This window comes from Enterobacter sp. A8 (assembly GCF_004296595.1).
Lineage (GTDB): Bacteria > Pseudomonadota > Gammaproteobacteria > Enterobacterales > Enterobacteriaceae > Enterobacter > Enterobacter cloacae.
Genome location: NZ_SCMF01000001.1, coordinates 1,353,178 through 1,379,577, shown reverse-complemented (window position 1 = coordinate 1,379,577; position 26,400 = coordinate 1,353,178). Strand labels below are relative to the sequence as shown.

At 54.9% G+C, this 26,400-nt stretch carries 25 protein-coding genes and 1 tRNA gene; 7 read left to right on the top strand and 19 right to left on the bottom strand.

Going from position 1 to position 26,400, the window contains the following annotated elements:
- Positions 1–95: 95 nt before the first annotated feature.
- Entirely contained in the window at positions 96–605 is a 510-nt protein-coding gene (eco, locus tag EQV24_RS06500) for a serine protease inhibitor ecotin (protein WP_029883097.1), read from the bottom strand.
- 202 nt (positions 606–807) lie between these two features.
- Here eco and EQV24_RS06495 point away from each other — a divergent pair, with 202 nt between their 5' ends.
- Entirely contained in the window at positions 808–1,068 is a 261-nt protein-coding gene (locus EQV24_RS06495) for a DUF2534 family protein (RefSeq protein WP_013097997.1), read from the top strand.
- 90 nt (positions 1,069–1,158) lie between these two features.
- Here the strand turns inward: EQV24_RS06495 and EQV24_RS06490 are convergent.
- The 3 genes from EQV24_RS06490 to EQV24_RS06480 form a co-directional block, all read right to left on the bottom strand.
- A tRNA-Pro gene (locus EQV24_RS06490) sits at positions 1,159–1,235 on the bottom strand.
- Between the two features lie 72 nt (positions 1,236–1,307).
- A complete protein-coding gene (yejM, locus tag EQV24_RS06485; protein WP_029883096.1) occupies positions 1,308–3,068 on the bottom strand; it encodes an LPS biosynthesis-modulating metalloenzyme YejM in 1,761 nt (586 codons plus the stop codon).
- 19 nt (positions 3,069–3,087) lie between these two features.
- The gene (locus EQV24_RS06480) at positions 3,088–3,315 is read right to left on the bottom strand and encodes a YejL family protein (protein WP_001135586.1); all 228 of its coding nucleotides are present in this window, start codon (positions 3,313–3,315) and stop codon (positions 3,088–3,090) included.
- 134 nt (positions 3,316–3,449) lie between these two features.
- On the opposite strand from EQV24_RS06480, the gene yejK reads away from it, so the two are divergent.
- Positions 3,450–4,457 (top strand): nucleoid-associated protein YejK, encoded by a 1,008-nt coding sequence (gene yejK / locus EQV24_RS06475; protein ID WP_014832722.1) that lies wholly within the window; start codon positions 3,450–3,452, stop codon positions 4,455–4,457.
- A 52-nt stretch (positions 4,458–4,509) separates the two neighbouring features.
- Here the strand turns inward: yejK and rplY are convergent, their stop codons facing one another.
- The 4 genes from rplY to EQV24_RS06455 all read right to left on the bottom strand — a co-directional run bounded on the left by rplY (position 4,510) and on the right by EQV24_RS06455 (position 8,260).
- Positions 4,510–4,794 (bottom strand): 50S ribosomal protein L25, encoded by a 285-nt coding sequence (gene rplY, locus EQV24_RS06470; RefSeq protein ID WP_013097994.1) that lies wholly within the window; start codon positions 4,792–4,794, stop codon positions 4,510–4,512.
- Between the two features lie 118 nt (positions 4,795–4,912).
- Positions 4,913–5,785 (bottom strand): alpha/beta fold hydrolase, encoded by an 873-nt coding sequence (locus tag EQV24_RS06465; RefSeq protein ID WP_130626341.1) that lies wholly within the window; start codon positions 5,783–5,785, stop codon positions 4,913–4,915.
- Positions 5,786–5,837: 52 nt separating this feature from the next.
- Positions 5,838–6,431: a TetR/AcrR family transcriptional regulator gene (locus tag EQV24_RS06460; protein ID WP_062934667.1), complete on the bottom strand. Its 594-nt coding sequence runs from the start codon at positions 6,429–6,431 to the stop codon at positions 5,838–5,840.
- Between the two features lie 71 nt (positions 6,432–6,502).
- Positions 6,503–8,260, bottom strand: coding sequence for a DEAD/DEAH box helicase (locus tag EQV24_RS06455; protein ID WP_130626340.1), 1,758 nt, complete (start codon positions 8,258–8,260; stop codon positions 6,503–6,505).
- A 151-nt stretch (positions 8,261–8,411) separates the two neighbouring features.
- Between EQV24_RS06455 and rsuA the strand changes: the two genes are divergently transcribed.
- From rsuA to EQV24_RS06440, 3 genes are all read left to right on the top strand, one after another.
- Positions 8,412–9,119: a 16S rRNA pseudouridine(516) synthase RsuA gene (rsuA, locus tag EQV24_RS06450; protein WP_013097990.1), complete on the top strand. Its 708-nt coding sequence runs from the start codon at positions 8,412–8,414 to the stop codon at positions 9,117–9,119.
- A 15-nt stretch (positions 9,120–9,134) separates the two neighbouring features.
- Positions 9,135–10,331, top strand: a complete 1,197-nt coding sequence (locus EQV24_RS06445) for a Bcr/CflA family multidrug efflux MFS transporter (RefSeq protein WP_130626339.1) — start codon at positions 9,135–9,137, stop codon at positions 10,329–10,331.
- Between the two features lie 278 nt (positions 10,332–10,609).
- Positions 10,610–10,954 (top strand): YejG family protein, encoded by a 345-nt coding sequence (locus EQV24_RS06440; protein WP_130626338.1) that lies wholly within the window; start codon positions 10,610–10,612, stop codon positions 10,952–10,954.
- Between the two features lie 3 nt (positions 10,955–10,957).
- On the opposite strand, the gene yejF is transcribed toward EQV24_RS06440, so the two are convergent.
- From yejF to EQV24_RS06395, 9 genes are all read right to left on the bottom strand, one after another.
- A complete protein-coding gene (gene yejF, locus EQV24_RS06435; protein ID WP_130626337.1) occupies positions 10,958–12,547 on the bottom strand; it encodes a microcin C ABC transporter ATP-binding protein YejF in 1,590 nt (529 codons plus the stop codon).
- 1 nt (position 12,548) lies between these two features.
- Positions 12,549–13,574: an ABC transporter permease gene (locus EQV24_RS06430; protein ID WP_014832713.1), complete on the bottom strand. Its 1,026-nt coding sequence runs from the start codon at positions 13,572–13,574 to the stop codon at positions 12,549–12,551.
- On the bottom strand, positions 13,574–14,668 hold the full coding sequence (locus tag EQV24_RS06425) for a microcin C ABC transporter permease YejB (protein WP_029883090.1): 1,095 nt from the start codon (positions 14,666–14,668) through the stop codon (positions 13,574–13,576). Before EQV24_RS06425 ends, EQV24_RS06430 begins: the two co-directional genes overlap by 1 nt.
- Positions 14,669–14,677: 9 nt before the next feature.
- Positions 14,678–16,483 (bottom strand): extracellular solute-binding protein, encoded by a 1,806-nt coding sequence (locus EQV24_RS06420; RefSeq protein ID WP_013097984.1) that lies wholly within the window; start codon positions 16,481–16,483, stop codon positions 14,678–14,680.
- Positions 16,484–16,557: 74 nt separating this feature from the next.
- Complete coding sequence (locus EQV24_RS06415; protein WP_130626336.1) at positions 16,558–18,114, bottom strand: cyclic di-GMP phosphodiesterase; 1,557 nt, start codon at positions 18,112–18,114, stop codon at positions 16,558–16,560.
- 127 nt (positions 18,115–18,241) lie between these two features.
- On the bottom strand, positions 18,242–18,811 hold the full coding sequence (gene mepS, locus EQV24_RS06410; protein ID WP_023619753.1) for a bifunctional murein DD-endopeptidase/murein LD-carboxypeptidase: 570 nt from the start codon (positions 18,809–18,811) through the stop codon (positions 18,242–18,244).
- A gap of 415 nt (positions 18,812–19,226) precedes the next feature.
- Complete coding sequence (locus EQV24_RS06405; RefSeq protein ID WP_029883087.1) at positions 19,227–19,940, bottom strand: phosphatase PAP2 family protein; 714 nt, start codon at positions 19,938–19,940, stop codon at positions 19,227–19,229.
- 33 nt (positions 19,941–19,973) lie between these two features.
- Complete coding sequence (locus tag EQV24_RS06400) at positions 19,974–20,960, bottom strand: GTP-binding protein (protein WP_023619754.1); 987 nt, start codon at positions 20,958–20,960, stop codon at positions 19,974–19,976.
- 123 nt (positions 20,961–21,083) lie between these two features.
- On the bottom strand, positions 21,084–22,550 hold the full coding sequence (locus EQV24_RS06395) for a fructuronate reductase (RefSeq protein ID WP_038984020.1): 1,467 nt from the start codon (positions 22,548–22,550) through the stop codon (positions 21,084–21,086).
- A 204-nt stretch (positions 22,551–22,754) separates the two neighbouring features.
- On the opposite strand from EQV24_RS06395, the gene uxuA reads away from it, so the two are divergent.
- Complete coding sequence (gene uxuA, locus EQV24_RS06390; protein ID WP_029883084.1) at positions 22,755–23,945, top strand: mannonate dehydratase; 1,191 nt, start codon at positions 22,755–22,757, stop codon at positions 23,943–23,945.
- Between the two features lie 116 nt (positions 23,946–24,061).
- Here uxuA and yeiP read toward each other — a convergent pair whose 3' ends face one another.
- A complete protein-coding gene (gene yeiP, locus EQV24_RS06385) occupies positions 24,062–24,634 on the bottom strand; it encodes an elongation factor P-like protein YeiP (protein WP_008500940.1) in 573 nt (190 codons plus the stop codon).
- Between the two features lie 162 nt (positions 24,635–24,796).
- Between yeiP and EQV24_RS06380 the strand changes: the two genes are divergently transcribed.
- Positions 24,797–25,051 (top strand): YkgJ family cysteine cluster protein, encoded by a 255-nt coding sequence (locus EQV24_RS06380; protein WP_038420213.1) that lies wholly within the window; start codon positions 24,797–24,799, stop codon positions 25,049–25,051.
- Here EQV24_RS06380 and setB read toward each other — a convergent pair.
- A complete protein-coding gene (setB, locus tag EQV24_RS06375; RefSeq protein ID WP_013097970.1) occupies positions 25,048–26,229 on the bottom strand; it encodes a sugar efflux transporter SetB in 1,182 nt (393 codons plus the stop codon). The two genes, EQV24_RS06380 and setB, sit on opposite strands and share 4 nt — an antisense overlap.
- Positions 26,230–26,400: the final 171 nt, after the last annotated feature.

Below are 26,400 nucleotides of genomic sequence, written 5' to 3'. Positions count from 1 at the left end.
TTTTCTCCCTCTCCCGGTGGGAGAGGGTTGGGGTCAGGGCACCAGAGCACACCCATTCCGGGTCGGGTAAGGCGAAGCCGCCACCCGACTTATTCTTAACGTACTACCGCTTGTCCGATATTTTCATCCGCCTTCCACACGCGATATTTCACTTCCACGTTTTCCGGCGTATACACCACGATTGGCAGCTTGCTGTTGTAGCGTAACAGGCTGTTATCACCCAGATACGCGGTCACGAATTTCTTCTCTTTCTTGCCATCCGGGCAGGCCATCATGGTGGAAACCGGTGACGTCACTTTATCAAAGATAAAGTAGTCGTAGCCCCAGCCTTCCAGCGTTTTGCTTTCCAGCTGTCCGCCGAGACGATGCTGGTTGCAATCCACTTCCAGCGTCTGGCCGATCAACAGTTCCACTTTGAAATTCGCTTCATTTTGCTGAGCCGGTAACTGGATCACCTGACGCTTCATGCCTTTTTCCGCTTGCGGATAAGGCGCGATTTTTTCCAGAGGTTGTACCTTCTGGCTTTCAGTTGCGAAGGCGCTGGTGCTGACGCACGCGGCGGCGATCAGGGCAAGGGCAAATTTAGGTGCGTTTTTCACAGTCATTCCTTTATGTCAAAACCATCCTGATGAGATTAGCATAACGCCCATGAATGATTAGCGTGATTTACTTACATTTTCAATAAAAGCAGTGTAATGAGCTAATGCAGTGCCATTTTTGTGGTGGTTTGTACTTCGGTGGAGTCTGGCGGCAGATCGTGTTATTTTAAGGCATACATAATGTTATTCATCTGTAAAGGGAAGAGAGATGATTCGTGCAAAACTGAAAACACCTGAAGGCCGTAAGTTCCTCCTGGCGCTGCTGGTTGTGTTTATGATTGCGGCCGCGTGCGTGGGCCGGGCTACCATTGTCGGCGTCATCGAACAGTACAACATTCCACTCTCTGCGTGGACGACCAGCATGTATGTCCTGCAGTCGGCGATGATCTTCGTTTACAGCCTGGTGTTCACCGTCCTGCTTGCCATTCCGCTGGGTATTTTCTTCCTTGGCGGGCGCGACAAGCACTAAGCGTTCACTTGCGATCTCAAAAGCCAGCCTGCGGGTTGGCTTTTTTTGTGCACAAAAAAACCAGCCATATGGCTGGTTTTTAAATAGTTTTGGTCGGCACGAGAGGATTTGAACCTCCGACCCCCGACACCCCATGACGGTGCGCTACCAGGCTGCGCTACGTGCCGACGCATGAAATGAATACTACTCGATTCCGTTTTGAATGCAAGGGAATCTGAGGCTAACTGGTTTATAATTAATCAGTTAGCGATAAACCGTTTCTCATCCGTCAGAACCTGTAGCAGCAGATTCAACTGCGGTTTCTGGTCTTTCAGCCGTTCACCCTGCAGATTATACGTCTGATAGTTTCCGTTATTGTTCAATACCAGCGTCAGCATTGGCGTGGTGACCGCCAGCGTATCATTGCCCGCTGCCGTGACCCAGTTGTGGCGACGCGTGGCGCTGAAGAGATCCTGCCCCTGTGAATACTCATTTGCCGGTGTACTGACGTGCAGCAGCCGTTGCATCAGCGTGGTCATCACATCTTTATGTTCGGTGAGCATGTTAATGCGCTGAGCGGGGGTGCCCGGCCAGTGGATCACCAGCGGAACATGCAGATTCGGCCGCGACCAGCTCATACTCTTCGCTTCGTCGCCCAGCGGTACGCCGTGGGCTGCCGTCACGATCACCACGGTGTTTTCGAGCTTGCCGGATTCGCGTAAGGCATCAAGCACGCGGCTAATCTGGTCATCAACATTGCCTGCTGCACGGCTGTAGCGGCGCGCAAAGCCTTTCTGATTGCTGTCATCGAGCGTGGTGCCATTAAAGGCAACCCAGGAGAACCAGCGGTTATCTTCCTGCGCATAACGCTGCAGCCAGTTAATCCACTGACTGGCGGTCTGCTCGTCCGACTGGCTTTCCGCGGCTGGCAGGGAGAAATCAGACAGCAGCGCCTGGCGGTACAGCGCGCTGTTAAAGCCGTCTGAGGAGAACAACCCTAACTGATATCCCTGCTGATTGAGCCCGGTGATCAGCGCTGCAGGAATGCGCGCAGAAAGCACGCCGTCCATGTAGGCGGCTGAAATGCCATAGAACAGGCCAAAAATGCCCGCATCGGCGGTGTTGCCGGAGCTCATATGCTGGGTGAACGTCACGTTCTTGCTGGCGAACTCGGCCAACGCGGGCATCTGCTTCTCGTAACGGGAGTAGTTCAGACCATCGACGGTGATCAGCAGGACGTTCTGCCCGCGTCCCATATCGCGATAGCGCAGATCGCTCAGCGGATACTGCACACTAACCGCTTCCGGATTCCCTTGCTCAATCAGACGACGCTGGTACTCCTGCGCGTCCAGCAGCCCGTGCTTCTCAAGGAAACGACGCGCCGTCATTGGATAAGAGAGCGGCAGGTTCGCCCGCTGCATGGTGATCGGGCGATAGAAGTTCGCATCCGCCCAGATATACATGATGTGCGAACTGATAAAGGAGATGAAAAAGATCGCGGCCACCGGTTTCGCGTAATGGCGTCGGCGGGTCAGGCTGCGCAGTTTTTGCCAGCTCCAGGTGGCAAACAGCATCTCTATCAGAAGGATCACCGGGACGCTGATAAACATCAGCTGCCAGTCACGGGCCGTTTCGTTCTGATCGGGGTTAATCACCAGCTCCCAGACGATGGGATTGAGATGCAGGTGGAAGCGGGTGAACACTTCACTGTCGATAAGCAGCAGCGTCATCCCTGCCGTTGCAAGGATGGCGGATAAAAATCGCATCAGACGCTGCGACATGACGATAAACGTCAGCGGGAAGAGGATCAGCAGATAGGTGGCGAAAACCAAAAAGCTAAAGTGCCCTACAACGCTTATCCAGGAGTAAATACGCCCGGTTAGCGTCGTCGGCCAGTCTGCGACAAACAGATAACGACAGCCGATAAGCGTCGCCAGCAGAATGTTGAACAGGGCAAACCAGTGCCCCCAGCTGACCATCTGGGAGACTTTTTCACGGTAGCGCTGACGATTCGTCACCATAAACTGTTGTTCGTTTCCCTTAATGGGCCTGGTCGTCGCTAACGGAAGACTGTAAAGCCTGGGCGAAAGATTTGGCGATCGCCTGACGCTGAGCCGGAGCAACGCTGGTATTGATAAGGTTGGTGACCATATTTCCCAAAACCATCAGGGAGAGATCGGTCGGTGTTTTATGTTTTTCCAGTACGTTGACCAGCTCACTGAGCAATTGTTCAACGTGTTCATCACTGTAGCGGGAATGTTGTGGCATAAATCAAAATCAGTTTGTTGATGAAAGGGCAACATATTACCGTAGCAACAGCTTTTTTTCCCCTTTTTTATCAGTTGTTGCACACATGTCCTGGTGGTGGTTGAATACCGCCCGGTCTAAAAGGAGAGTTTATCATGAGTCTGGAAATCAACCAGATTGCCTTGCACCAGCTTATCAAGCGTGATGAGCAAACCCTTGAAGTGGTGCTGCGCGATTCGTTACTGGAACCCACGGCAACCGTTGTGGAAATGATGGCGGAACTGCACCGCGTCTACAGTGCAAAAAATAAAGCCTATGGTCTGTTCAGCGACGAGAGTGAACTGGCTGATAGCCTGCGCCTGCAACGCCAGGGTGAAGAAGATTTCCTGGCGTTTAGCCGCGCGGCAACCGGGCGTCTGCGCGACGAACTGGCAAAATACCCGTTTGCCGACGGCGGTATCGTTCTGTTCTGCCACTATCGCTACCTGGCGGTCGAGTATCTGCTGGTCACCGTGCTGAACAATTTAAGCAGTATGCGCGTGAATGAGCAGCTGGATATCAGCTCCACCCATTATCTGGATATCAATCATGCGGATATCGTTGCGCGTATTGATTTGACCGAGTGGGAGACCAATCCGGAGTCGACGCGCTACCTGACCTTCCTCAAAGGGCGTGTTGGCCGTAAAGTGGCCGATTTCTTTATGGACTTCCTCGGTGCCAGCGAAGGTCTCAACGCCAAAGCGCAGAACAAAGGGCTGTTGCAGGCGGTGGATGACTTCACGGCGGAAGCGCAGCTCGATAAATCTGAGCGCCAGAACGTGCGTCAGCAGGTTTACAGCTACTGCAACGAACAGCTGCAGGCGGGGGAAGAGATTGAGCTGGAGTCGCTGTCAAAAGAGCTGGCCGGCGTCAGTGAAGTCAGTTTCCAGGAATTTACTGCTGAGAAAGGGTATGAGCTGGAAGAGAGCTTCCCGGCGGATCGCAGTACTCTGCGTCAGTTAACAAAATTTGCCGGAAGCGGCGGCGGGTTAACCATCAACTTTGATGCCATGCTGCTGGGGGAACGTATCTTCTGGGATCCGGCCACCGATACGCTGACCATTAAAGGTACGCCACCCAACCTGCGCGATCAGCTGCAGCGTCGTACTACTGGCGGTAAATAACCGCCATAAAAAAACCCCGCCGAAGCGGGGCTTTTTTTCGACATGTTTGCGATTACGCGCGAACGAAGTCGATGTGAGTCAGTTTTGGCTTGAACGCGTGACGCTGAACAGCCTGAACTTTCACTTTTTCTTCTTTACCGCCAACAACGATGGTCAGAACTTCGCTGTAGAATTCAGCTTTGGTCTGCATGTTCCATACTTTGTCGTGATCCAGTTCGATAGAAACTGGAGCAGCTTCGCCACCGTAAACGATAGCCGGGAACTTGTTAGCGGTACGCAGGCGGCGGCTCGCACCCTTACCCTGCACGTTACGTACTTCTGCTTCGATAGTGAACATTGATTTCTCTCTGTATTTAAAACCCTACTACAGGCGACCCAGCAGCAGGTGAGTGTTCTGCTTTGCGGATGCAAAAGCGGGCGGCATTATAGCCCCCAATCCACCTCAGGGCAATGAATTAATCCCCACTAAAAAAACCGCTTAGGGCGTCGGCGACGGCCTGAGGCTGCTCTTCTGGCTGAAAATGGCCGCAACGGGGGATCACGTGCCCGTCAACGCGTTCTGCAAACGCCCTCAGCGGCGAGGCCATATCAGGAATCGAACCCTGATCGGCACTGAGTGCCAGAACGGGAACGGAGAGTTTACCCCGTTCGCTAAGCGCCCGGTTTTGCGCGGCGGAGAGGGCGGCAGCGCGATAGTAAGCCAGCCCTGCGCGCAAGCCACCTTCGCGCGTAAAAATGCGCAGATACTCGTCAAGATCTGCCTCGCTGAAGGTGAGGGGATTCGCCGCTTTGCGACGCAGAAACCACTCCAGATAGCCACGTTCTTTGCCCCTGATGAGGAATTCAGGCAGGTCTGCAATTACGTGAAAGGCAAAATGCCAGGTGCGCCAGGCGCGGTCCGCGGTGACGGGGAGGGCATCGGGTAAGGTAACACCCGGAATGCCGGCGTCCAGCAGCGCCAGCTTTATCACCTCATCGCTGTACATCGCCGCATAAGGCCAGGCAACCCAGGCTCCCACGTCGTGACCGGCCAGATAGTAGCGATGCACGCCAAGCTGGGTCAGCAGTTCATGAACATGGCTGGCGAGGGTGTGGGTGTCATACCCCTCTGACGGACAATCGGTATCACCCTGTCCGGGTAAGTCCGGGGCGATGACATGATAACGCTCGGCCAGCAAAGGGATAACATGGCGCCAGGCGTACCAGCTTTCGGGGAAACCTGCCAGCAGGACAACCGTCTGCGCGTGCTGTTCTCCGGCGGTGACGTAGTGCGTGCGGATGCCATTGATGAGCGTGAAGTGGTGCTGCGGGGCGATGGGCATGGTCATAACGATCTCCGGAATAATAGGAAATAATCGTTTCCTAATTGGTTAAAAAAACTCAGCCGAGCAGGCTGAGTGCCGCGTTAACGGCGCTATTGATTTCGTCCTCAGACAGGCCTTTTTTGCCGATCACGCGGTAACCCTGCAGCAGCGCGAAAAGATTACGTGCCGTTTGCTCCGTGGGCAGCGCGCGGGAAAGGCTACCGTCCCGCTGGCCTTCCTGAACCAGTTCGAGTAACAACTGCTCGGTACGCTGCATGGCGGCTTTGATGTACTGCGCGGTTGCCTCATCAAAAACCGCCAGCTCGGTCGCGCTGGCGACCACCAGACAGCCGCGTATGCCCTCTGGACCGTGGCTGCTCTCGGCGTAGAAACGTAACACCGCCGCGATTTTATCTCGCCCGCTGCGTGCCGCCTCGGTACGCTGGCGCAGGGCGGCGCTGCGCGTCCGGATGTAACGGTCGAACGCCGCGAGAAACAGGCCATTCTTGCTGCCAAAGGCTTTATACAGGCTTCCCGCCGTAAGGCCCGTCGCGTCACTCAGCTCTTTGATTGAGGTAGCATGATAGCCGCGCTCGCGGAAAACGAGCAGGGCGCTGTCGATGGCAGCGTCGGTGTCAAATTCACGCGGGCGACCGGGAAGACGTGACATGAGTGAGTCCTGTTGCAATACGATAATGCATAATAGGAAACAATCGTTTCCTATTCAAGGCCTGTCTGTCGTTAACGCAGTTCGTTGGCCCGACGAAAACGGCCTTCATAGTCAAAAACCTTTTCACGGACTTGCCAGTACTGGCCTTTCTTGCGGGCGACAACAAAATCCGGATGGCGCAGCAGCACCTGCTGATGCACGATATCCGCCACGGTTATCCAGCGCAGCGGTACGCCCGGCGTGCGGGTATGCGGGCGGATAAAGAGCTGTTCGAAAGCCATGCGCTGAGCCGGAGTGTGCACCCGGAAGCGCTCGCTGACGTCGGCACCGTCCTCATCGTAATAGGTGATTTTCAGCCATTCGCCTTTTTCATCCGCTCCCGGTTGCAGCGCCATGCCAGAGCAGCGCAGCACCAGGGCATCCTTTAACTTCAGCGCGGCCTTCAGCATGTCATCAGGGTCGACCAGAACCGTGTCACATTCGCGGCAGCGGCGGGCGGCAATATCATTTTCTGCGTTGCACTGGGGGCAGTTTTTAAAGCGGAAACGGAAATCGCACTGCTCGCGATGCCCTTCATCATCTTCAAACCAGCCCTGACAGCGGCGGCCAAAATGTTCGATCAGCGTACCGTCAGCCGTCGTCTTGCCCCAAAAGGTGTTGGCAAAGCCACAGGCAGGACAGAAGACCTGTACCGGCACGTTGTCACTTTTTCCTTTCGGCGTACCCACTTCAGGCGAGTAGAGATCGTGCGGGTTACCGGCGTAATCCAGGATCAGGCAGTCGGTTTTACCGGGAGCCAGACGCAGACCGCGGCCAACGATTTGCTGATACAGGCTGACCGATTCGGTCGGACGCAGAATAGCAATCAGGTCGACGTGGGGGGCATCAAACCCGGTGGTGAGTACCGAGACGTTTACCAGATAGCGAAACTGCTGTGCTTTAAACGCCTCAATCAGGCTGTCGCGCTCCGGGCCGGGCGTCTCGCCGGTGATCAGCGCCGCGTCGCCAGAGGGCAGTAAGCCGGTGATTTCGCGCGCATGCTCAACGGTGGCGGCAAAAATCATTACCCCTTTGCGCGTTTCAGCGAACTCTTCAATCTGGCTGATAATGTGCGGAGTGATGCGCTTTTGCTTTTTCAGCTCCTGGTTCAAATCCGCTTCGCTAAATAAGCCGTTGCTCTGCGCCAGTAAGCGGCTGAAATCGTACTGGACGACCGGCATATCCAGCCGTTCAGGCGGGGTCAGGTAGCCGTGTTTAATCATATAGCGCAGCGGAAGTTCATAGATACAGTCGCTGAACAGCGCCTTCTCATCCCCTCGCACCATACCGTGATAATGAAAGCGGTAAATCCAGCCTTTACCCAGGCGAAATGGGGTTGCCGTCAGGCCCAGCAGGCGTAAGTGAGGGTTCACCTCTTTCAGGTGAGTGAGGATTTGCTGATACTGGCTATCGTCGTCATCACTGATGCGATGGCACTCGTCGACAATCAGCAGCGAAAATTCGCTGCGAAACAGGTCAAGGTTGCGGGCAACAGACTGCACGCTGCCGAACACCACTTTGCCGTGGCTCTCTTTCCGCTTTAGCCCGGCGGCGAAGATATCGGCCTCCAGACCAAGCGCACAATACTTGGCATGGTTTTGCGCAACCAGCTCTTTGACGTGCGCCAGCACCAGCACGCGGCCGCGCGCCAGGCGGGCAAGTTCGGCGATCACCAGGCTTTTGCCTGCGCCAGTCGGGAGCACAATGGCCGCGGGCTCACGGTGTTTGCGAAACCAGGCCAGGGTGGCGTCAACGGCTTCCTGCTGATAGGGGCGAAGTGTAAAAGTCATGGGGTCTCTGTATCGTTATTCCGCATATAGTATGCCACGAAACTTTTTCCCTTGAGTGGCGCAACCAGACCATTATACTGAACCGTTCCTGACTGCTTCTTTTTCGGACGCATTGTCCGACTTCCAGCACCATTAAGGCTAAAAAGATTTCATGCGACTTGATAAGTTTATCGCTCAGCAACTCGGCGTAAGCCGTGCTATTGCCGGGCGCGAGATCCGCGCCAGCCGCGTTACCGTGGATGGCGACATTGTGAGAGACAGCGCGTTCAAACTGCAACCTGACCATCAGGTGGAGTATGACGGCAACCCGCTCACCCAGCAGCACGGCCCGCGCTATTTCATGCTCAATAAGCCGGAAGGCTACGTCTGTTCTACGGACGATCCGGATCACCCGACGGTGCTCTATTTCCTCGACGAACCGGTTGCGCACAAGCTGCATGCGGCTGGCCGCCTCGATATCGACACCACGGGGCTGGTGCTGATGACCGACGACGGTCAGTGGTCCCACCGCATTACCTCTCCGCGACATCACTGTGAAAAAACCTATCTGGTGACGCTGGAATCGCCGGTGGCAGATGACACGGCAGAACAATTTGCCAAAGGCGTTCAGCTGCATAATGAAAAAGACCTCACCAAACCGGCGGTGCTGGAAGTCATTACCCCGACCGAAGTCCGTCTGACCATCAGCGAAGGGCGTTATCATCAGGTGAAACGTATGTTCGCCGCGGTGGGTAACCACGTTGTCGGTCTGCATCGTGAACGTATTGGGGCAATTGAACTCGATCCCGATCTGGCGCCTGGCGAATATCGCCCGCTGACAGAAGAAGAGATCGCCAGCGTCGGTCTGCCCTCGCATTAATTTCAGGAGAACCCTGTGACCATCAGGCCACACTCGTCTTTCAAAATCGTGTTCATTCTTGGCCTGCTGGCCATGTTGATGCCGCTGTCGATTGATATGTATCTGCCTGCGCTGCCGGTGATTTCGGCGCAGTTTGGCGTACCGGCAGGCAGCGCACAGATGACGCTCAGTACCTATATTCTCGGTTTTGCCCTTGGCCAGTTGTTTTATGGCCCGATGGCCGACAGCCTCGGGCGTAAGCCGGTTATTCTGGGCGGAACGCTGATCTTTGCAGCCGCAGCCGTGGCCTGTGCGCTGGCACAGAGTATCGATCAGCTGATCGTGATGCGTTTATTCCACGGCCTCGCGGCGGCGGCGGCAAGCGTGGTGATTAACGCCCTGATGCGTGATATCTACCCGAAAGAAGAGTTCTCCCGCATGATGTCGTTTGTCATGCTGGTAACCACCATTGCGCCGCTGGTGGCGCCGATGGCCGGTGGCGCGGTGCTGGTATGGTTCAGCTGGCATGCCATTTTCTGGATCCTGGCGCTTGCCGCACTGCTGGCCTCGGCGATGATTTTCTTCTTTATTGATGAAACGTTAGCCGTCGAGCGCCGCCAGAAATTCCACATCCGTACCACAATGGGGAATTTTGCCTCGCTGTTCCGCCACAAGCGCGTGCTGAGCTACATGCTGGCAAGCGGCTTCAGCTTTGCCGGCATGTTCTCCTTCCTGAGCGCCGGGCCGTTTGTCTATATTGAGCTGAACCACGTTTCCCCTCAGCACTTTGGGTATTACTTTGCACTGAACATTGTGTTCCTGTTCATCATGACCATCATCAACAGCCGCTTTGTTCGCCGGATTGGAGCACTGAACATGTTCCGTGCCGGGTTGTGGATCCAGTTTGTGATGGCTATCTGGCTGGTGGTCAGCGCGTTTTTCGACGTGGGATTCTGGGCGCTGGTGGTGGGGGTTGCCGCTTTTGTTGGCTGCGTCTCGATGATCTCATCCAATGCGATGGCGGTTATCCTTGATGAGTTCCCGCATATGGCTGGCACCGCCTCATCGCTGGCGGGGACGTTCCGCTTCGGGATTGGTGCCGTGGTGGGGGCGTTACTCTCAATGGCGACCTTTAACACGGCCTGGCCAATGCTGTGGGCGATGGCGTTTTGTGCCACCAGCTCCATCCTCTTCTGTCTTTATGCCAGCCGACCGCGAAAAGCCGCTCATTAATCTGCACATCAGGCCCGATACGGGCCTTTTTGTTGACCCATATCAACCAAACTTGCGTTCGTTTACCCTGTGTTTGTTTCTTTTATGTAAAATCTATTTGTGTAAAAAGTCACATCATTGTATTTAAAAAGGTTGAGTTAGATCGCAGAAACGGGTACATATAGCGCCGACGCGAGCCTGGATACCTATAAAAAAGCGCTGAATAGTGCAGGTTGGCGATGATGTGTTACTATAAATGTAAATAAATTGTGAAGTAAATTTGCTTCCGGGGATCGAACGTGAATACATTACAACTCTCCATAGTCCATCGCTTGCCCCAGAGCTATCGCTGGTCGGCGGGTTTTGCAGGTTCGAAAGTTGAACCGATTCCGCAAAACGTTGCAGGTTGCGAGAATTGTCTGGTCGCGCTCAAACTGCTTAGCCCGAGCGACGAAGAGGCATGGCCGGTAATGGAACGCTTAAGCCAGGCGCTGTCGGATATCGAAGTGGACAGTTCCGTACTGGAGTGTGAAGGCGAGCCGTGCCTGTTTGTTAAAAGTCAGGATGAATTTGCCGCAACCTGCCGCCTGAAAAACTTTGGCGTGGCCATTGCTGAGCCTTTCTCGGGACAGTATCCCTTCTGAGTGCTAGTCTGCCGATAACAGCTGGCGCGTGTAGCTCTGCGTCGGTGCAGTAAATACGCGCTGGCTCTCACCTTGCTCGACCACTTCTCCCTGCCGTAGCACAATCACCTGATGGCATAACGCCCGCACCACCTGTAGATCGTGGCTGATAAAGATATAGGCCAGCCGGTGCTTTTCTTGTAACCCTTTCAACAGGGTCAGGATCTGTGCCTGCACGGTTCTGTCCAGCGAGGAGGTCGGTTCATCCAGGATGATCAGCTCAGGTTTGAGGATCAGCGCGCGGGCAATGGCGATACGCTGGCGCTGTCCGCCAGAAAATTCAGCCGGGTAGCGGTGGCGCGTCTCGGGATCTAACCCTACCTCTGCCATCACACGCCTGACCTCATTTTCACGTTGCAGAGCCGTCAGGGTAGGCTGATGGACGCGCAATCCTTCTTCGATGATCTGCAAAATACTCAGCCTTGGATTGAGCGAGGAGTTGGGATCCTGAAACACCACCTGCATGCGGGGACGTACCGGCAGCATCTGCCGACGGTTCCAGTGGTGCAGCGGCATGCCGTCAAACAGGATCTCGCCCTGCGAGGCAATTAAACGCAGCAGTGCCAGGCCGGTGGTGCTTTTGCCTGAACCTGACTCGCCCACCAGTCCCAGCGACTCGCCCGGGCGCAGTGAAAAACTGATGTTCTTCAGCACGGCGTTCTGGTCGACCACGCGGCGCAGAATACCTTTACGGATGGGGAAGGAGACAGACAGCCCCTCGACGTTGAGCAACGGCGCGCTGTCCCCCCGGAGAGGCACAGGATCGCCTGAGGGTTCACTGTCGAGCAGCCGCTGCGTATAGGGGTGCTGAGGCGCGTTCAGCAGTGCGGCGGCGGTGTTCTGCTCTACACAGCGTCCGTTTTGCATTACGGCGACGCTGTCGGCCAGCTTTTTCACAATGCTCAGGTTATGGGTGATAAACAGCAGACTCATGTTCTGCTCGCTACGTAGCTCCCGCAGCAGCTGCAAAATCTGCGCCTGCACCGTGACGTCCAGCGCGGTGGTGGGCTCATCGGCGATCAGCAGTTCCGGGCGCGTCAGTAGCGCCATGGCAATCATCACACGTTGACGTTCACCGCCGGAAAGCTGATGCGGGAAATCGCTCAGCCGTTTTGCCGCGTTGCGGATGCCGGTTCTCTCGAGGCAGTCGAGGATTTCCCCGCGCGCGGCCTCTTTGCGCATGCCCCGGTGCAGGGAGAGCACCTCGTAAAGCTGTTTTTCCAGGGTATGCAGCGGGTTGAGTGAGACCATCGGCTCCTGGAAAATCATCGCAATTTTATTGCCGCGGACGCCCCGCAGGGTCTGTTCGTCGGCGTGCAGCAGCGAGCTGCCGTGAAACAGAATATCTCCTTGCGGGTAGCTCACTGGCGGAGACGGGAGCAGGCGCAGAATGGAGAGTGCCGAGACGCTCTTGCCGGAGCCGGATTCCCCCACCAGCGCCAGCGTTTCGCCACGCTGGATCTGCAGCGACAGATCGCTGACCACGGTGCGCGTCTCACCCTGTTTCGAAAAGGCAATCGACAGATTCTCGATACTGAGAAGGGGCTGCGTCATGTTACACCGCCTTGTTGGGATCGAAGGCGTCGCGCACGGCTTCGCCAATAAAAATCAGCAGCGAAAGCAGTACCGCCACAGAAAGAAAGGCTGTAATGCCCAGCCACGGTGCCTGCAGGTTGTTTTTGCCCTGCAGCAACAGCTCGCCGAGCGAGGGGGAACCGAGCGGTAGCCCGAAGCCCAGAAAATCGAGCGAGGTGAGGGTGGTGATGGAGCTGCACAAAATAAACGGCAGAAAGGTCAGTGTCGCCACCACGGCGTTCGGCAGCATATGGCGGAAGATGATCCCGCGGTCGCTCACGCCCAGTGCCTGTGCGGCACGAATATAGTCAAAATTACGGGTGCGCAGAAATTCTGCGCGCACGACGCCCACCAGCGCCATCCAGCCAAACAATACGGTGATCCCCAGCAGCCACCAGAAGTTTGGCTGCACCACGCTCGACAGCAGGATGATCAGAAACAGCGTTGGCATACCTGACCACACCTCAATCACGCGCTGACCCCAGAGGTCAATTTTACCGCCATAGTAGCCCTGGACGGCACCTGCCACCACGCCCATCACGCTGGAGAAGAGCGTCAGCATCAGCCCAAAGAGGATCGAAATTCGGGTACCGTAGAGGATGCGCGCCAGCACGTCGCCACCGTTGGCATCCGTTCCCAGCCAGTTTTGCGTGGACGGGGGAGAAGGGAAGGGGGTCGTGGTGGCGAAATTGATACTGTTGGCGCCAAAACGGATCGGGGCCCACAGTGCCCAGCCGTGTTGATCAATCTGCTGGCGCAGCCACGGATCCTGATACTCCGCCGGTGTTGCAAACGGGCCGCCAAAGTCACTTTCACTGTAGTTATTAAGCACGGGTACATACCAGCGGTCGTTGAAATGCACCAGCAGGGGTTTATCGTTGGCAATCAGCTCTGAGCACAGGCTTAACACAAACAGGACGGCAAAAATCCATAACGACCAGTAGCCACGACGGTTGTGGCGAAAACGGGCCCAGCGGGCCTGATTGACGGGGCTTAAACGCGGCATCATCGGCCCTCAAAATCGATTCGGGGATCGACCAGCGTATAGCTGATATCACTGACGATATTCAGCAGCAGGCCAATCAGGGTAAAAATGTAGAGTGTGCCAAACATCACCGGATAATCCCGCGACACGGTGGCTTCATAGCCCAACAGCCCCAGACCGTTAAGCGAGAACATCACCTCAATAAGCAGCGAGCCGGTAAAAAACATACTGATGAACGTGGCAGGAAATCCGGCAATCACCAGCAGCATGGCGTTGCGGAACACGTGCTTCCACATGATCTGTTTTTCACCCACGCCCTTCGCGCGGGCGGTGACGACATACTGTTTGCGGATTTCATCAAGAAAGGCGTTTTTGGTCAGCATGGTCAGGGCGGCAAATCCGCCAATCACCGTTGCCAGCACCGGCAGCGTGATGTGCCAGAGATAGTCGGTGACTTTCTGATACCACGGCAGGGTGCTGAAATCGGCGGATACCAGCCCCCGCAGCGGGAAGAGATCGAAATAGCTGCCGCCGGCAAAAAAGACAATCAACAGCACAGCGAACAGAAACGCCGGAATGGCATAGCCGATGATAATGAACGTGCTGCTCCAGATATCAAAACGGCTGCCGTTGTTGACCGCTTTGCGGATCCCAAGCGGAATGGAAACCAGGTAGATAATCAGCGTTCCCCACAGTCCCAGGGTGATCGACACCGGCAGGCTTTGTTTGATCAGGGTTAAGACCGAGGCACTGCGGAACAGGCTATCACCAAAATCAAACCGGACGTAATCCCACAGCATTTTGAAATAGCGCTCGTGAATCGGTTTATCAAAGCCATAGCGATGGGTGATCTCGGCAATCACCTCCGGATCCAGCCCGCGGCCGCCGCGATAATGGCTTTCGCTGATATTCCCCACGCCCGTTTTGGCATGGCTTGCGCCCATTCCTTCTCCGCCACCGCCGGGCATCCCGCCGCTGGTGCCAAATTCAATCGCCGCAATCGCCTGATCGACCGGCCCGCCGGGCGCGATTTGCACAATAAAAAAGTTAATAGTGATGATGGCCCACAGGGTTGGGATGATCAGCAGGAGACGGCGGATTAGATACGCACCCATGATGATTCCTTATCGCCGCTCAGCTGGGAGTCTGGCGGCTTTGTTAACGTCATACCACCAGGTATCGAAGCCCAGCGAATAGATCGGGCGCACGGCAGGCAGCGAAAATTTGTCCCAGCGGGCAAGACGATCTTCACCCATATACCACATGGGCAGCATGTAGTAGTTCCAGGTTAACACTCTGTCGAGGGCGCGTCCTAATGGCAGGAGCTTCTGTTTATCGCCCTGTGCCGCCACGATCTTTGCAATTAGCGCGTCAACGACCGGGCTTTTTACCCCCGGCGCATTGTACGAGGAGTCGATGTAACTGGACGCCCAGGAAATCTGCAGGTCGGAGCTTGGCCAGGGCTGCGCGGGCCACAGGCTCTGCATCATATCGTAATCCCGGCTGCGCTTGCGGTTGGTCAGCTGGGCGATATCCACCTGGCGTATGTTCATTGTGATCCCCAGCCGGGCCAGGTTGTGCTTAAACGGCAAAACCCACTGATCGTTTGCCCCTGACGCGATCAGTAGCTCGAAGCTCAACGGTTTTCCCGTTTGGGCATTGACCCGTTTTTGATTTTTCAGGACCCAACCGGCCTCATCCAGCAGTTTGCTGGCTTTCAGCAAATTGTCACGATCAAAGCCGTTGCCATCGGAGGTGGGGGGATCAAACACGGTGGTAAACACTTCCGGCGGCAATTGTGCTTTGAAGGGGGCCAGCAGCGTCAACTCGTCGGCATTGGGGTAAGCGCGCGCCGCGTATTCGGTATTCTGAAAATAGCTGTTAGCGCGGCTGTAGGCGCCATAAAACAGCGCCTTGTTCATCCACTCAAAGTCAAAGGCCAGGGTAATGGCCTGACGTACCCGGCGGTCGTTAAATACCGGACGCTGAATATTAAACGCCAGCCAGCGCGTGTCCTGGGCAGAGCTATTTTTTTGCTCGTCCTTGACGATGTAGCCTTTGGCAAAGTTTTTACCGATATAGCGCGTAGCCCAGTTTTTAGCGCTGCTCTCCAGGCGTAAATCGAAGGCTCCGGCCTTAAAGGCCTCAAAAGCCACGTTATCGTCCAGGTAGTAATCATAGCGAAGGGTGTCGAAATTCCAGCGCCCCCGGTTTACCGGCAGGTTGGCGGCCCAGTAGTCTTTTACACGGGAATAGACCACATACTGCCCCATGCGCCAGTCGGTGATGCGGTACGGGCCGCCTGCCAGCGGTGGCGTGGAGAGCGGGTCGCTCAGCTTATGGGCTTTCCAGAACGATTCAGGCATTACGGGCAGGGAGAACAGGCTCAGCATATTCTCTTTATTCGGCTCGCTCAGCTCAATGCGCACGGTGAGCGGTGCGATGGCCCTGACCGACGCGCCTTTGTAGACAATACGGAACTGGGGAACGCCTTCAGTCATAAATTTATGAAACGTAAAGGCGACATCGCTTGCCCTGACCGGCGAACCGTCATGAAAACGCGCCCGCGGGTTAAGCGAAATTTCCGCCCAGGCAAAATTATCCGCATACCGCACGTTTTCGGCGATCAGCGGATAGTAGCTTCCGGGCTCATCATCAGAGGTGACAAACAGGGTATCGTAGAGAGATTCTGTGCGCGCCGCGGCCACACCGCGCAGGGCAAAGCGGTTGAAGTTATCGAACGTGCCGGTGGCGGAGAGCGTCACATTCCCGCCTTTCGGCGCGGCAGGGTTGACGTAATCATAATGGGTGAAATTCACCGCGTATTTCGGTTCACCAATCACCGCAAACGCAACGTCTTCTTTGATGGTTTGCGCCTGGCTGGACAGGGCCGTCAGTGCCAACAGCAACAGTATGAAGCGCATAAACATCTCGCAACAGCTCCCTCTTTAACAGACCGGCTCAGTTAAGCTGAATAATAAGTGACGTCACGGGCAATGTGAAATTATTCGCCAGCGTGCGTCAGGTCGGGCCGCCACTCACGGAACTGCTCCAGCGGCATCGGACGGCTAATCCAGTATCCCTGCAGGAAGTTAACGCCATGTTCGCGCAGCCAGGCCGCCTGTTCCGGCGTTTCCACGCCCTCTGCGACGGTGGACATGTTCAGCCGTCTTGCCAGCATCAGTACGGCATCAAGCACCGGTGAGGTGACGGTTTCCGTCCCGATGGCGTTAACAAAACCCCGGTCGATTTTGATGTAATCCATGGTGAAATGTTCAAGATAGATCAGCGCACTGTGGCCGGTACCAAAATCATCGATCGCTATCTCAAACCCTTCGTTGTGCAGCCATTCGAACAGGTTGTTGGCTTCACGGTGGTTGAGCATGTCGCGCTCGGTAATTTCCAGCACCAGCTGGAAGTGATCCGGCGGCAGTAACTCTTTAAACGTGCGCATATCATCTTTAAAGCTGTCGGCGTGCAGATGCCCCGGCGCAATGTTGATACCGAGTTTTGCGCCCGGCGGTAGCTGGGTCTGTAATACCGGCGCATCGTGAATGATAAGGTCAAACAGATGCAGCGTGAGCGGAACAATCAGCTGCTGCGCTTCAGCAAAATTGATAAACGCATCAGGGGGGATCTCACCCATGGTGGGGTGCTTCCAGCGCATCAGGACCTCAACCCCCCGCATTTTCAGATCTTTTGCATCCACCACGGGCTGATAGACCACATAAAACTGGCCGCGCTTAATGGCGCTGAGGATCTCTTTGCCGGGATTTACGCGGATGGTGAGGATATAGAAATTCAGCGAACCTGCCGCAATGCCGCACACCAGCCCAAAGAAGAGGGCGTAGAGGATTTCGTCGCTTGTCCACTTTTCAGCGTACAGCTTAATGGTCAGCGGCACGGCCTTAAGCGTGGCGGTACGCTCGGGCACGGCATGTAAATCTTGCGCCCTGACCAGAGTACTGGATATGGTGGACAGCGCCATATCACCGATGATGATGGCAATCCCTGCGAAGTCGTCCTGGCGCGCGGTATAAAGCAGGTACGGGGTCAGATTGAGATTAACTGACGTAAACACCCCGCCGTCTTTAACCAGAGGGTTTCGGTACCAGATGGCAATGGCGGGTTTATTCGGCAGCATAGGCGTGCCCGGCAGTAATGCCATATCAATCTTCTTGTTGATGTGCAGCTCAGGTATAAGAGCTTCCATCGGCGTATCCATCGGCCCGGTGGCCGACGAGCAGAAGGCGATTTTGTCCCTGACCAGCAAGAACGCGCGCACATTGAGGCTGAAGGCCGCGCGCGACGTCAGCTCGGCATTGACGTCATGGCAGCTGTTCAGCGTGAGGGGCTGAAGAACATCGATAGAGGTTTTCAACTCTTCGAAATAGCTCTCCATGTAGAGGCTCACATCGGTAATCAGGGTGTCGAACCGGACTTCCCGCTTGTGGTAACTCCAGAAAAATTGCAATGAACCCAAAAGCAGGGCAGTGACCAGACCTGTAATAATACTGAGGAACAGTATCTTGCGATGACTGGAAAAGTAGCGGGTGAACATAGACGTCGTGATTCCTGAATTGCCGCTGGATGTATTCAGTGTAACGGGCAAAAAAAAACACCGCCGAAGCAGTGTTTTTTTTCATCATATCGCCAGCCAAGGGATAACCAACGATACAATCATCATATTAACTGCGGGTCAGTACGCGACGCGCTTCGTTGTAGCGCTTCTTCCAGTATGGCTCGTTCATGCTGGAAATGGTCACACCGCTGCTGGTGGAGGCATGCACAAACTGGTCATTACCAATATAGATGCCGACATGTCGACCCGTTGAACCGGCACGGAACAGAACTAAATCACCGGTGCGCAGTTTTGTACGTGAAATCGACTTACCCACTTCCTGCTGTTCGTAAGTTGAACGCGGCAGGTCTAACCCAAACTGCTCACGGAAGGTACGCTGTACAAAGCTGGAACAATCGATACCTTTTTTGGTGCTGCCGCCCAGACGGTAACGCACGCCTTTCCAGTCAGCATACTGGTCCATAATACGGGACTTCACGTCCAGATTACGTACCATATTTTCAAATTCATCCTGAGAGGCTTGCAGTGACGAGGAATCTTCCATTCCCACAACACGCGTCTCAGGATGCATATTCTTTGCGGTGTTCGATGTACTACATGCAGACAACAGTACCGCAACTGCTATCGCCGGGATCCCCCGCAAGATATATCTCAAAATCGGTTGAGATTTGACCATTTTGTTTATTTTCCCTTGAAGTCCTTAACGACAAATATCGTTATAAAAATGCCAAACGTGACGAGACTAATTATCTGTTCACAATGAGACAATTCTTTCTGGTCACATTTGTGGCGCAGCGCACAAATTTATTCACCAAGGAAATAATTATCTCTATGGGGCAAAACGAGTTCGAGATTAACCGATTGCCAGGGCTATTGCGAGTAAAAAAAGCCTTTTTTTTATAAGAAATTGTGATACAGAAAGTAAAAATCCGACATTGCTTAAAATGCAGTCAGATCCGGCGCTTAATCACGCAATTGATTCATTTTTATCATGAAAGAGATGACGGGAAGATGACAGTGCGAAACGATCGTGGCGGGAGATCTATCAGGGATCGCAATGATCCCTGATAGCGGACGTTAATTTTGGTTAATTATTTGTTTAATGCTTGTTGCTTTTTACCCGGCAGATAGCGATCGAACAGGGCTATTATCCGGTCGCTCAGCGGTGTCATCAGGCACCACGGTAACGCGACCAGCGCAACAGAGAGCGAGCCCACGGCAATATCGGTGAACCAGTGTGCGCCAATCATTACGCGAGGGAAGGCGAAAACCACAAAAATAATCAGGGCTATGGCGAACGCCTTCCTGCCGAAATAGCGCAGCATGACCGCACAAAAAATAAGCAGCATCATGCCGTGATCGCCAGGGAAACTGGCCTTCGAGGCATCTTTCGTTGGAATATGCAGCAATTCGCTGACGCGATAAATATCGGTAAAGAACAGCGTTGGGCTTGAGCGTTTGACCGGAATAATAGCCGTAGCCAGCTGGTTAATGGCGACAGCCAGCAGCAGCATCATCAGACCAATAATCATAATGCGGCGACGCCCGGTTTTGTCCTCTTTCAGCCAGAAAGAGAGCATCAGGCAGCCCATCGCCACCAGCGAACAGCCGTCAAACGCGCGGTTGTTGGTAATCGCCACCAGCCACAGAAAGGCATCACTCTTCACCAGAGCCTGGTTAAAGAAATGGAAGATGGCAGAATCCAGCGGAAACCAGAAACCATGATCCACCGGGATATACCAGGAGAAAAAGAGCGCCAGTCCGGCGACATTGAGCAGCAAAATCAGGGGAATTCGAGTTGTCATAACATTCAGCATACAGGGAAATCAGGGGCAACGTTAGCCGCCCGAACTTAAACGAAGCTTCAACAGGCTGGACTGCAGGGCATTCCAGTCGGCGTTAACCGCACTAATTAACTCTATTCGGCTATCCGGGGGCGCAACATTCTGCGTTTCAATAAAGAAATCTTCACCCTGACGGTTGATGCGCACCAGGCCGTCGGGGGTGCGCATAATCCCCTTAACGCGATCGACCGGCGCCAGTCTTGCCCACTCAAGCACGCCTATGGTGTCGAAAACGGTGTCGGCATCAAAGATCCACCCGCAGGCCTGATGACCCTGACCGCTGTTGAGATTACGTCGCCAGCGCTGGTGTTCCGGCAGGCTCAACGCCGCCAGACCCTGCTTTGCGGGATGACTATGCGCATGCTCCGCACTGGCTGGCAGCTCGGTGAGGTTCAGGCGTGGCAGGTCGAGCAGGGCGACATCTATCTTCCCCTGAGTGGTTTGCACCCGCTGACGGTTGCCCCCGAAATGTTGCCACCAGGCATCGAATGCCGCCTGGCTTTCAGCCGTGGCCCGATCTTCTTTATTGGCGACGATAATATCTGCGCAGGCGAGCTGATCGCGGAAGTTGTCGTTGGCCACCGCTTTTTCATCCAGCAGCTGTCGCGGGTCGAGCAGGCAAAGCGTGGCGCGTAAGTCTATCCACGGCTCGTAAACCGGCGCGGTGAGTAAATCAAGAATTTGCTTCGGGTGGCCAAGCCCCGTCGGTTCAATCAGCAGGCGGTCGGGTTTACCCTGACGCAGCAGCGTGTTCAGCCCCACCTGCATGGGCAGGCCATTCACACAGCACATGCATCCGCCCGGGATCTCTTTGATCATGGCGCCGCTGTCAGACAGTAACGCGCCATCAATACCCACTTCGCCGAATTCGTTGACCAGCACGGCCCATTTTTCTGCCGGATCTTTATTGGCCAGCAGGTGGAGAATTGAGGTGGTTTTCCCGCTACCGAGAAAACCGGTAATAAGGTTGGTCCTGGTCACGTGCGCTCCGGTAGATAATTGTGATGATGTAACAATTATCTCTTATCCTGACGAAAAAAGGGCGCAATGAGAAGAGGAAGGGCAAACGGAGCGCATGTCCGTTCGCCTTAAGCGCAATAAACGTTAAAGTTTTAACGTTTCGATAACAGCCTGGCGCGCCCCGAGACGGGCAATACGTTGGTATGCCTGGTTCACCGACTCGACAAAAACGTGGTTTTGCGCGAGATCGTGACCAAAGACTTCGCTCAGCGTCAGCAGAGCGTTTACGCGGTTTGCGTCATTGCTGGCTTCAACCTTCGCACGGATTTTGTCGCTGAGCGGATCGCGGACATCAATCGTATTGCCTTGTTCATCTGTACCGCTGACGTAGCGGATCCAGCCCGCCACACCCAGCGCCAGCAGGGGCCACGCGCTTTGACGCTCCAGATGAATACGGATCCCATCCAGCATGCGCTGGGGCAGCTTTTGACTGCCGTCCATCGCAATTTGCCAGGTACGGTGCTGCAGTGCCGGGTTGGCAAAACGGTCGAGGAGGCTGTCGGCGTAAGCCGTCAGATCAACATCGGTGATACGCAGCGTAGGGGCCTGTTCATCCAGCATTAACCGCCGCGCGGCCTGACGAAACGCCTCATCCTCCATACATTCATTAATGTGCGCATACCCGGCGAGATAGCCCAGATACGCCAGGAAGGAGTGGCTGCCGTTCAGCATACGTAATTTCATCTGTTCCCACGGCAGAACGTCCTGCACCATCTGCACGCCTGCCACTTCCCACTCCGGGCGTCCGGCGACAAAGTTATCTTCCACGACCCACTGAATAAAGGGCTCGCAGCTGATGGCGCACGGATCTTCCACACCGAGTTCCTGCGCGACCTCCGCCAGCGAGGCATCGGTGGCGGCGGGCACAATCCTGTCAACCATTGTGCCCGGGAAACTCACATGGGTATCAATCCATCCGGCCAGGTCTTCAGAGCGTTTCTGCGCCATGCCGAGCACGGCATTTTTCACCACGTGGCCGTTATCCGGGATGTTATCGCAGGAAAGCACCGTAAAGGCGGGTAAGCCGCGTTCACGGCGGCGGTGGAGCGCTTCGACGATGATCCCTGGGGCGGAATGGGGCTCCGTCGGGTTTTCCAGATCGTGAACGATCCGGGTGTTTTGCAAATCGAGTTTCCCGGTTGCGGGGTCGATGCAATAGCCTTTCTCAGTAATGGTGAGGGAAACAATTGCCACCTGCGGCTCGCAAAATTTCTCAATGATGGCAGCCAGCGAGTCCAGTTTTGCGTTCAGGCATTCATGCACGGCTCCAGTGATAATCGGCTGGTTGCCCTCCGCGCCTTTCTCCAGCACGGTGAAGAGGTGATCCTGCGCCCGCAGCTGGCTCATCAACACGTCGCCGCTGAACAGGCTGATCTCACAAATGCCCCAGTCGCCTCCTTTGGCATTCAGCACCCGATGGGTTAATAACGCCTGATGCGCACGGTGAAAAGCACCAAAGCCGAAGTGGACGATGCGCGAGCGCAGAAGCGAGCGATCGTAGCGCGGCTGCTGAACATGGGCAGGAAGCGAGGTGGAGGCAATTGTCTTCATGAAATACACACCTGATTAACCATTAATTAACAATGCCAGTGTAAAGTTATATGACAACAAAGAGAATTGGTAAGCCGTAAATATCGCCGTTCTGTGAGTTCGATCAATCAATCTGTGGCGCTGTGTTGACCCTCTTCATTAAACATGTATGGTAGTCGTCATCGCAGTAATACATATTGGTATAACAACTTTGGAGGGTGGGCAATGGAACAAACCTGGCGTTGGTACGGGCCGAACGATCCAGTTTCTCTAGATGATGTGCGTCAGGCTGGCGCAACGGGTGTCGTCACGGCGCTGCATCATATTCCGAATGGCCAGGTGTGGCCGGTAGAGGAGATTCAACAGCGTCAGGCGCTGCTGGCAGAAAAAGGCTTAACTTGGTCTGTCGTGGAAAGTATTCCCGTTCACGAAGATATCAAAACCCATTCTGGGGAGTATCAGACCTGGATTGCTAACTATCAGCAGAGCATCCGCAACCTGGCGGCCTGCGGCATCGATACCGTTTGCTATAACTTCATGCCTGTTCTTGACTGGACGCGTACTGACCTTGAGTATCAGCTGCCAGACGGTTCCCGAGCGTTGCGTTTTGATCAGATCGCCTTCGCGGCCTTTGAGTTACACATTCTGAAACGCCCTGGCGCGGAAGCCGATTACACGGCCGACGAGCAGCAGCAGGCGCGCGAATGGTTTAATGCAGCAAGCGAAGCAGACATTGAAAAGCTGACCCGCAATATCATCGCGGGCCTGCCGGGTGCAGAAGAGGGCTACACGCTGGATCAGTTCCGCGCCCGTCTGGCAGAGTACGGCGGCATTGATAAAAATCAGCTGCGCGAAAACATGGCGTACTTCCTGCGCGCGATTGTGCCGGTCGCGGAAGAGGCGGGCGTGCGTCTGGCCGTGCACCCGGACGATCCTCCGCGTCCCATCCTCGGCCTGCCGCGTATCGTCTCAACCATTGAAGATATGCAGTGGCTGAAAGAGACGGTCGATAGCATCTATAACGGCTTTACCATGTGCACGGGCTCGTATGGCGTGCGTGCGGATAATGACCTGGTGCGGATGATTGAAACCTTTGGCGATCGTATTCACTTCACGCATCTGCGTGCGACCTGCCGTGAAGAGAACCCGAAAACCTTCCACGAAGCGGCGCACCTGAGCGGTGATGTGAATATGGTGGCGGTGGTGGATGCCATTCTGGCGGAAGAGGCACGTCGTAAACAGGCTGGCGATTTACGTCCTATCCCGTTCCGCCCGGATCACGGACACCAGATGCTGGACGATCTGCGTAAGAAAACGAACCCGGGCTATTCGGCGATTGGCCGCCTGAAAGGGATGGCAGAAGTGCGCGGCGTAGAGCTGGCGCTGAAGATGACGAAGTATCCTGAGCTTCTGTAAGTTCTGTTGCCCGGTGGCGCTACGCTTACCGGGCCTACAAAAAACCGGCCTGAGAGCCGGTTTTTGTGTTTTTGTAGATCGGGTAAGGCGAAGCCGCCACCCGACAAAAGCCGCACTCAGTCAGCACGACCCATATAGCGTTTTTCTTCGATATGGATGCGGATTTTCTCACCCGCGGACAGGTATTCAGGCACCTGTACCACCAGACCGGTGGTCAGCGTCGCGGGTTTGTTACGCGCACTGGCGGACGCGCCTTTGATGCCCGGTGCCGTTTCAACGATTTCCAGATCAACCGTCTGCGGCAGTTCCAGCGCCAGCAGCACGCCGTCCCAGGTCAGAACCTGCATATCCGGCATACCGCCCTCAGGAATGAACAGCAGCTCTTCTTCAATCTGATCTTTGGTGAAGATATACGGGGTGTAATCTTCTTTATCCATGAATACATATTCGTTGCCGTCGATATAGGAGAAATCAACATAGCGACGGGTCAGAGTGACGGTATCAACGATATCGTCACCTTTGAAACGTTCTTCCACTTTAAGGCCGGTACGTACATCGGCGAAACGCATTTTGTACAGCGTTGCTGCACCACGGGCGCTCGGGGCCTGAATATCGATATCTTTCACAATCAGCAGTTTGCCGTTGTAATTCAGTACCATACCTTTCTTAATTTCGTTCGCTCTTGGCATTGCAGTAATCCTGTCTACGGGAGGTAAAAAATATCGCGCCAAATTACTCGTGCGCGGCCTTTCAGGCAAGCGGAATTCGTGGCTTTTGCTATCAATACATAAAAGGTGTTACTGTGCGCCCGATACCCGACTGCGCGGGTCTTTCACCGATAGAGAGCATTTATGGATTGTCGTCCCGATTGCGGCGCGTGCTGTACCGCACCGTCCATTTCCAGCCCCATTCCAGGAATGCCGGAGGGCAAGCCTGCGAATACCCGCTGCGTTCAGCTCTCTGAAACCAACCTGTGCATGATCTTTGGCTCGCCTCTGCGCCCGAAGGTCTGCTCCGGGCTGCAGCCCTCCGCCGAGATGTGCGGCAACACGCGCGCGCAGGCGATGACGTACCTGCTTAATCTGGAAGCACTCACCGCACCTTAAACGTCTTTAATTCTTGTCAGGCACGCTATCGTCAGGGTGCACATCACCAGCGCAATCCAGAACACTGTGTGATAGTTCCAGATTTCAGCCACCACGCCGGCCATTGAGCCTGCGATGATCCAGCCCACGCGGGTGGTATTAGTATAAAGGGTGGTGGCAGAGCCTGCCTGGCCCGGCATCAGATCCTGGAAATAGAGCATGCCAATTCCGGCGAGTATGCCGATATAGATGGCGTTCAGCAGCTGTAAAGCCAGCAGCAGCCCCGGCGTATGTACCGTCAGCATTCCGACATAGAACAGTAGCCCGGCGACGGCGGCGATACGCATCAGAAAACGTTTCCCGAAACGCTTCGCGTAATAGCCAGCAATCAGCATGGTGGGGATTTCAAGCCCGGCCGCGGTCCCCATCATGATGCCAGCAAGCTTTTCGGGCAGATGCAGTTCATCAATAATAAACAGCGGCATATTAATGATATACAGGCTGTTTGTGCCCCACATCAGCGTACAGATAATAAAGAGGAGCAGGGCGTCACGACGGTTACGACGCGGTGCCTCCAGCACGCCTGTTGCCACTTTTGGCTCTTTACGCATCGACGGCAGAAAGAACCACACCATGGCGCCACACACCACAAAGGCCACTGCCGCACTCAGGTACATCACCGTAAAGCCAAACCCCATAGCCAGCGCGTAAGCCAGCGGCGGGCCAATAACCCACGCCAGCGATACTTGCGCACGCAGAATAGAGCTGAACATCACCGCTTCTCGCCCGGTATGGTCGGCATGCTCACGGGCAAGGGCGAACATCTGCGGATTCGCCGTTGAACCGAAACTGCTCAGAAACACCCCGATAAACAGCAGAACAAAATAGTTGCGGTTCCAGGCAAACAGGACGCAGGCGAACACCCCCAGCAGACAGCAAAAGACGATCAGGCTTTTACGATCGCCTTTTTTATCTGAACGCCCCGCCAGAAACTGGCTCACCAGGATGCCGATAATGGCGCTTCCGGTAAAGAAGAAGCCCACCATCGCCGGACGCGCATGGACTTCATTGGTCAGGAACAGGCTCAGCGTAGGGGTCTGCAGCGCACCGGCGATGCCGGTCAGGAAGGCAACAATTAAAAATGCCGTTGAGGTGAAATCAAAGGGCTTCGGTGAGACGGCGGCGGGCGTGTTATGCATGTTTCACAGTCGGTGAGTTTCCAGGAGACGCGGAGTGTACGTCGCGAGTCAGAAAATAAACAGAGGGTGAGGTCAATTTCGCCACGAATAATCAAAATGGCATTTCATATTCGCGTGCAGCTGACCTTAGCTGAAACTGATTTGCTGACCGTCAGCAAAATTCAGCTGAAC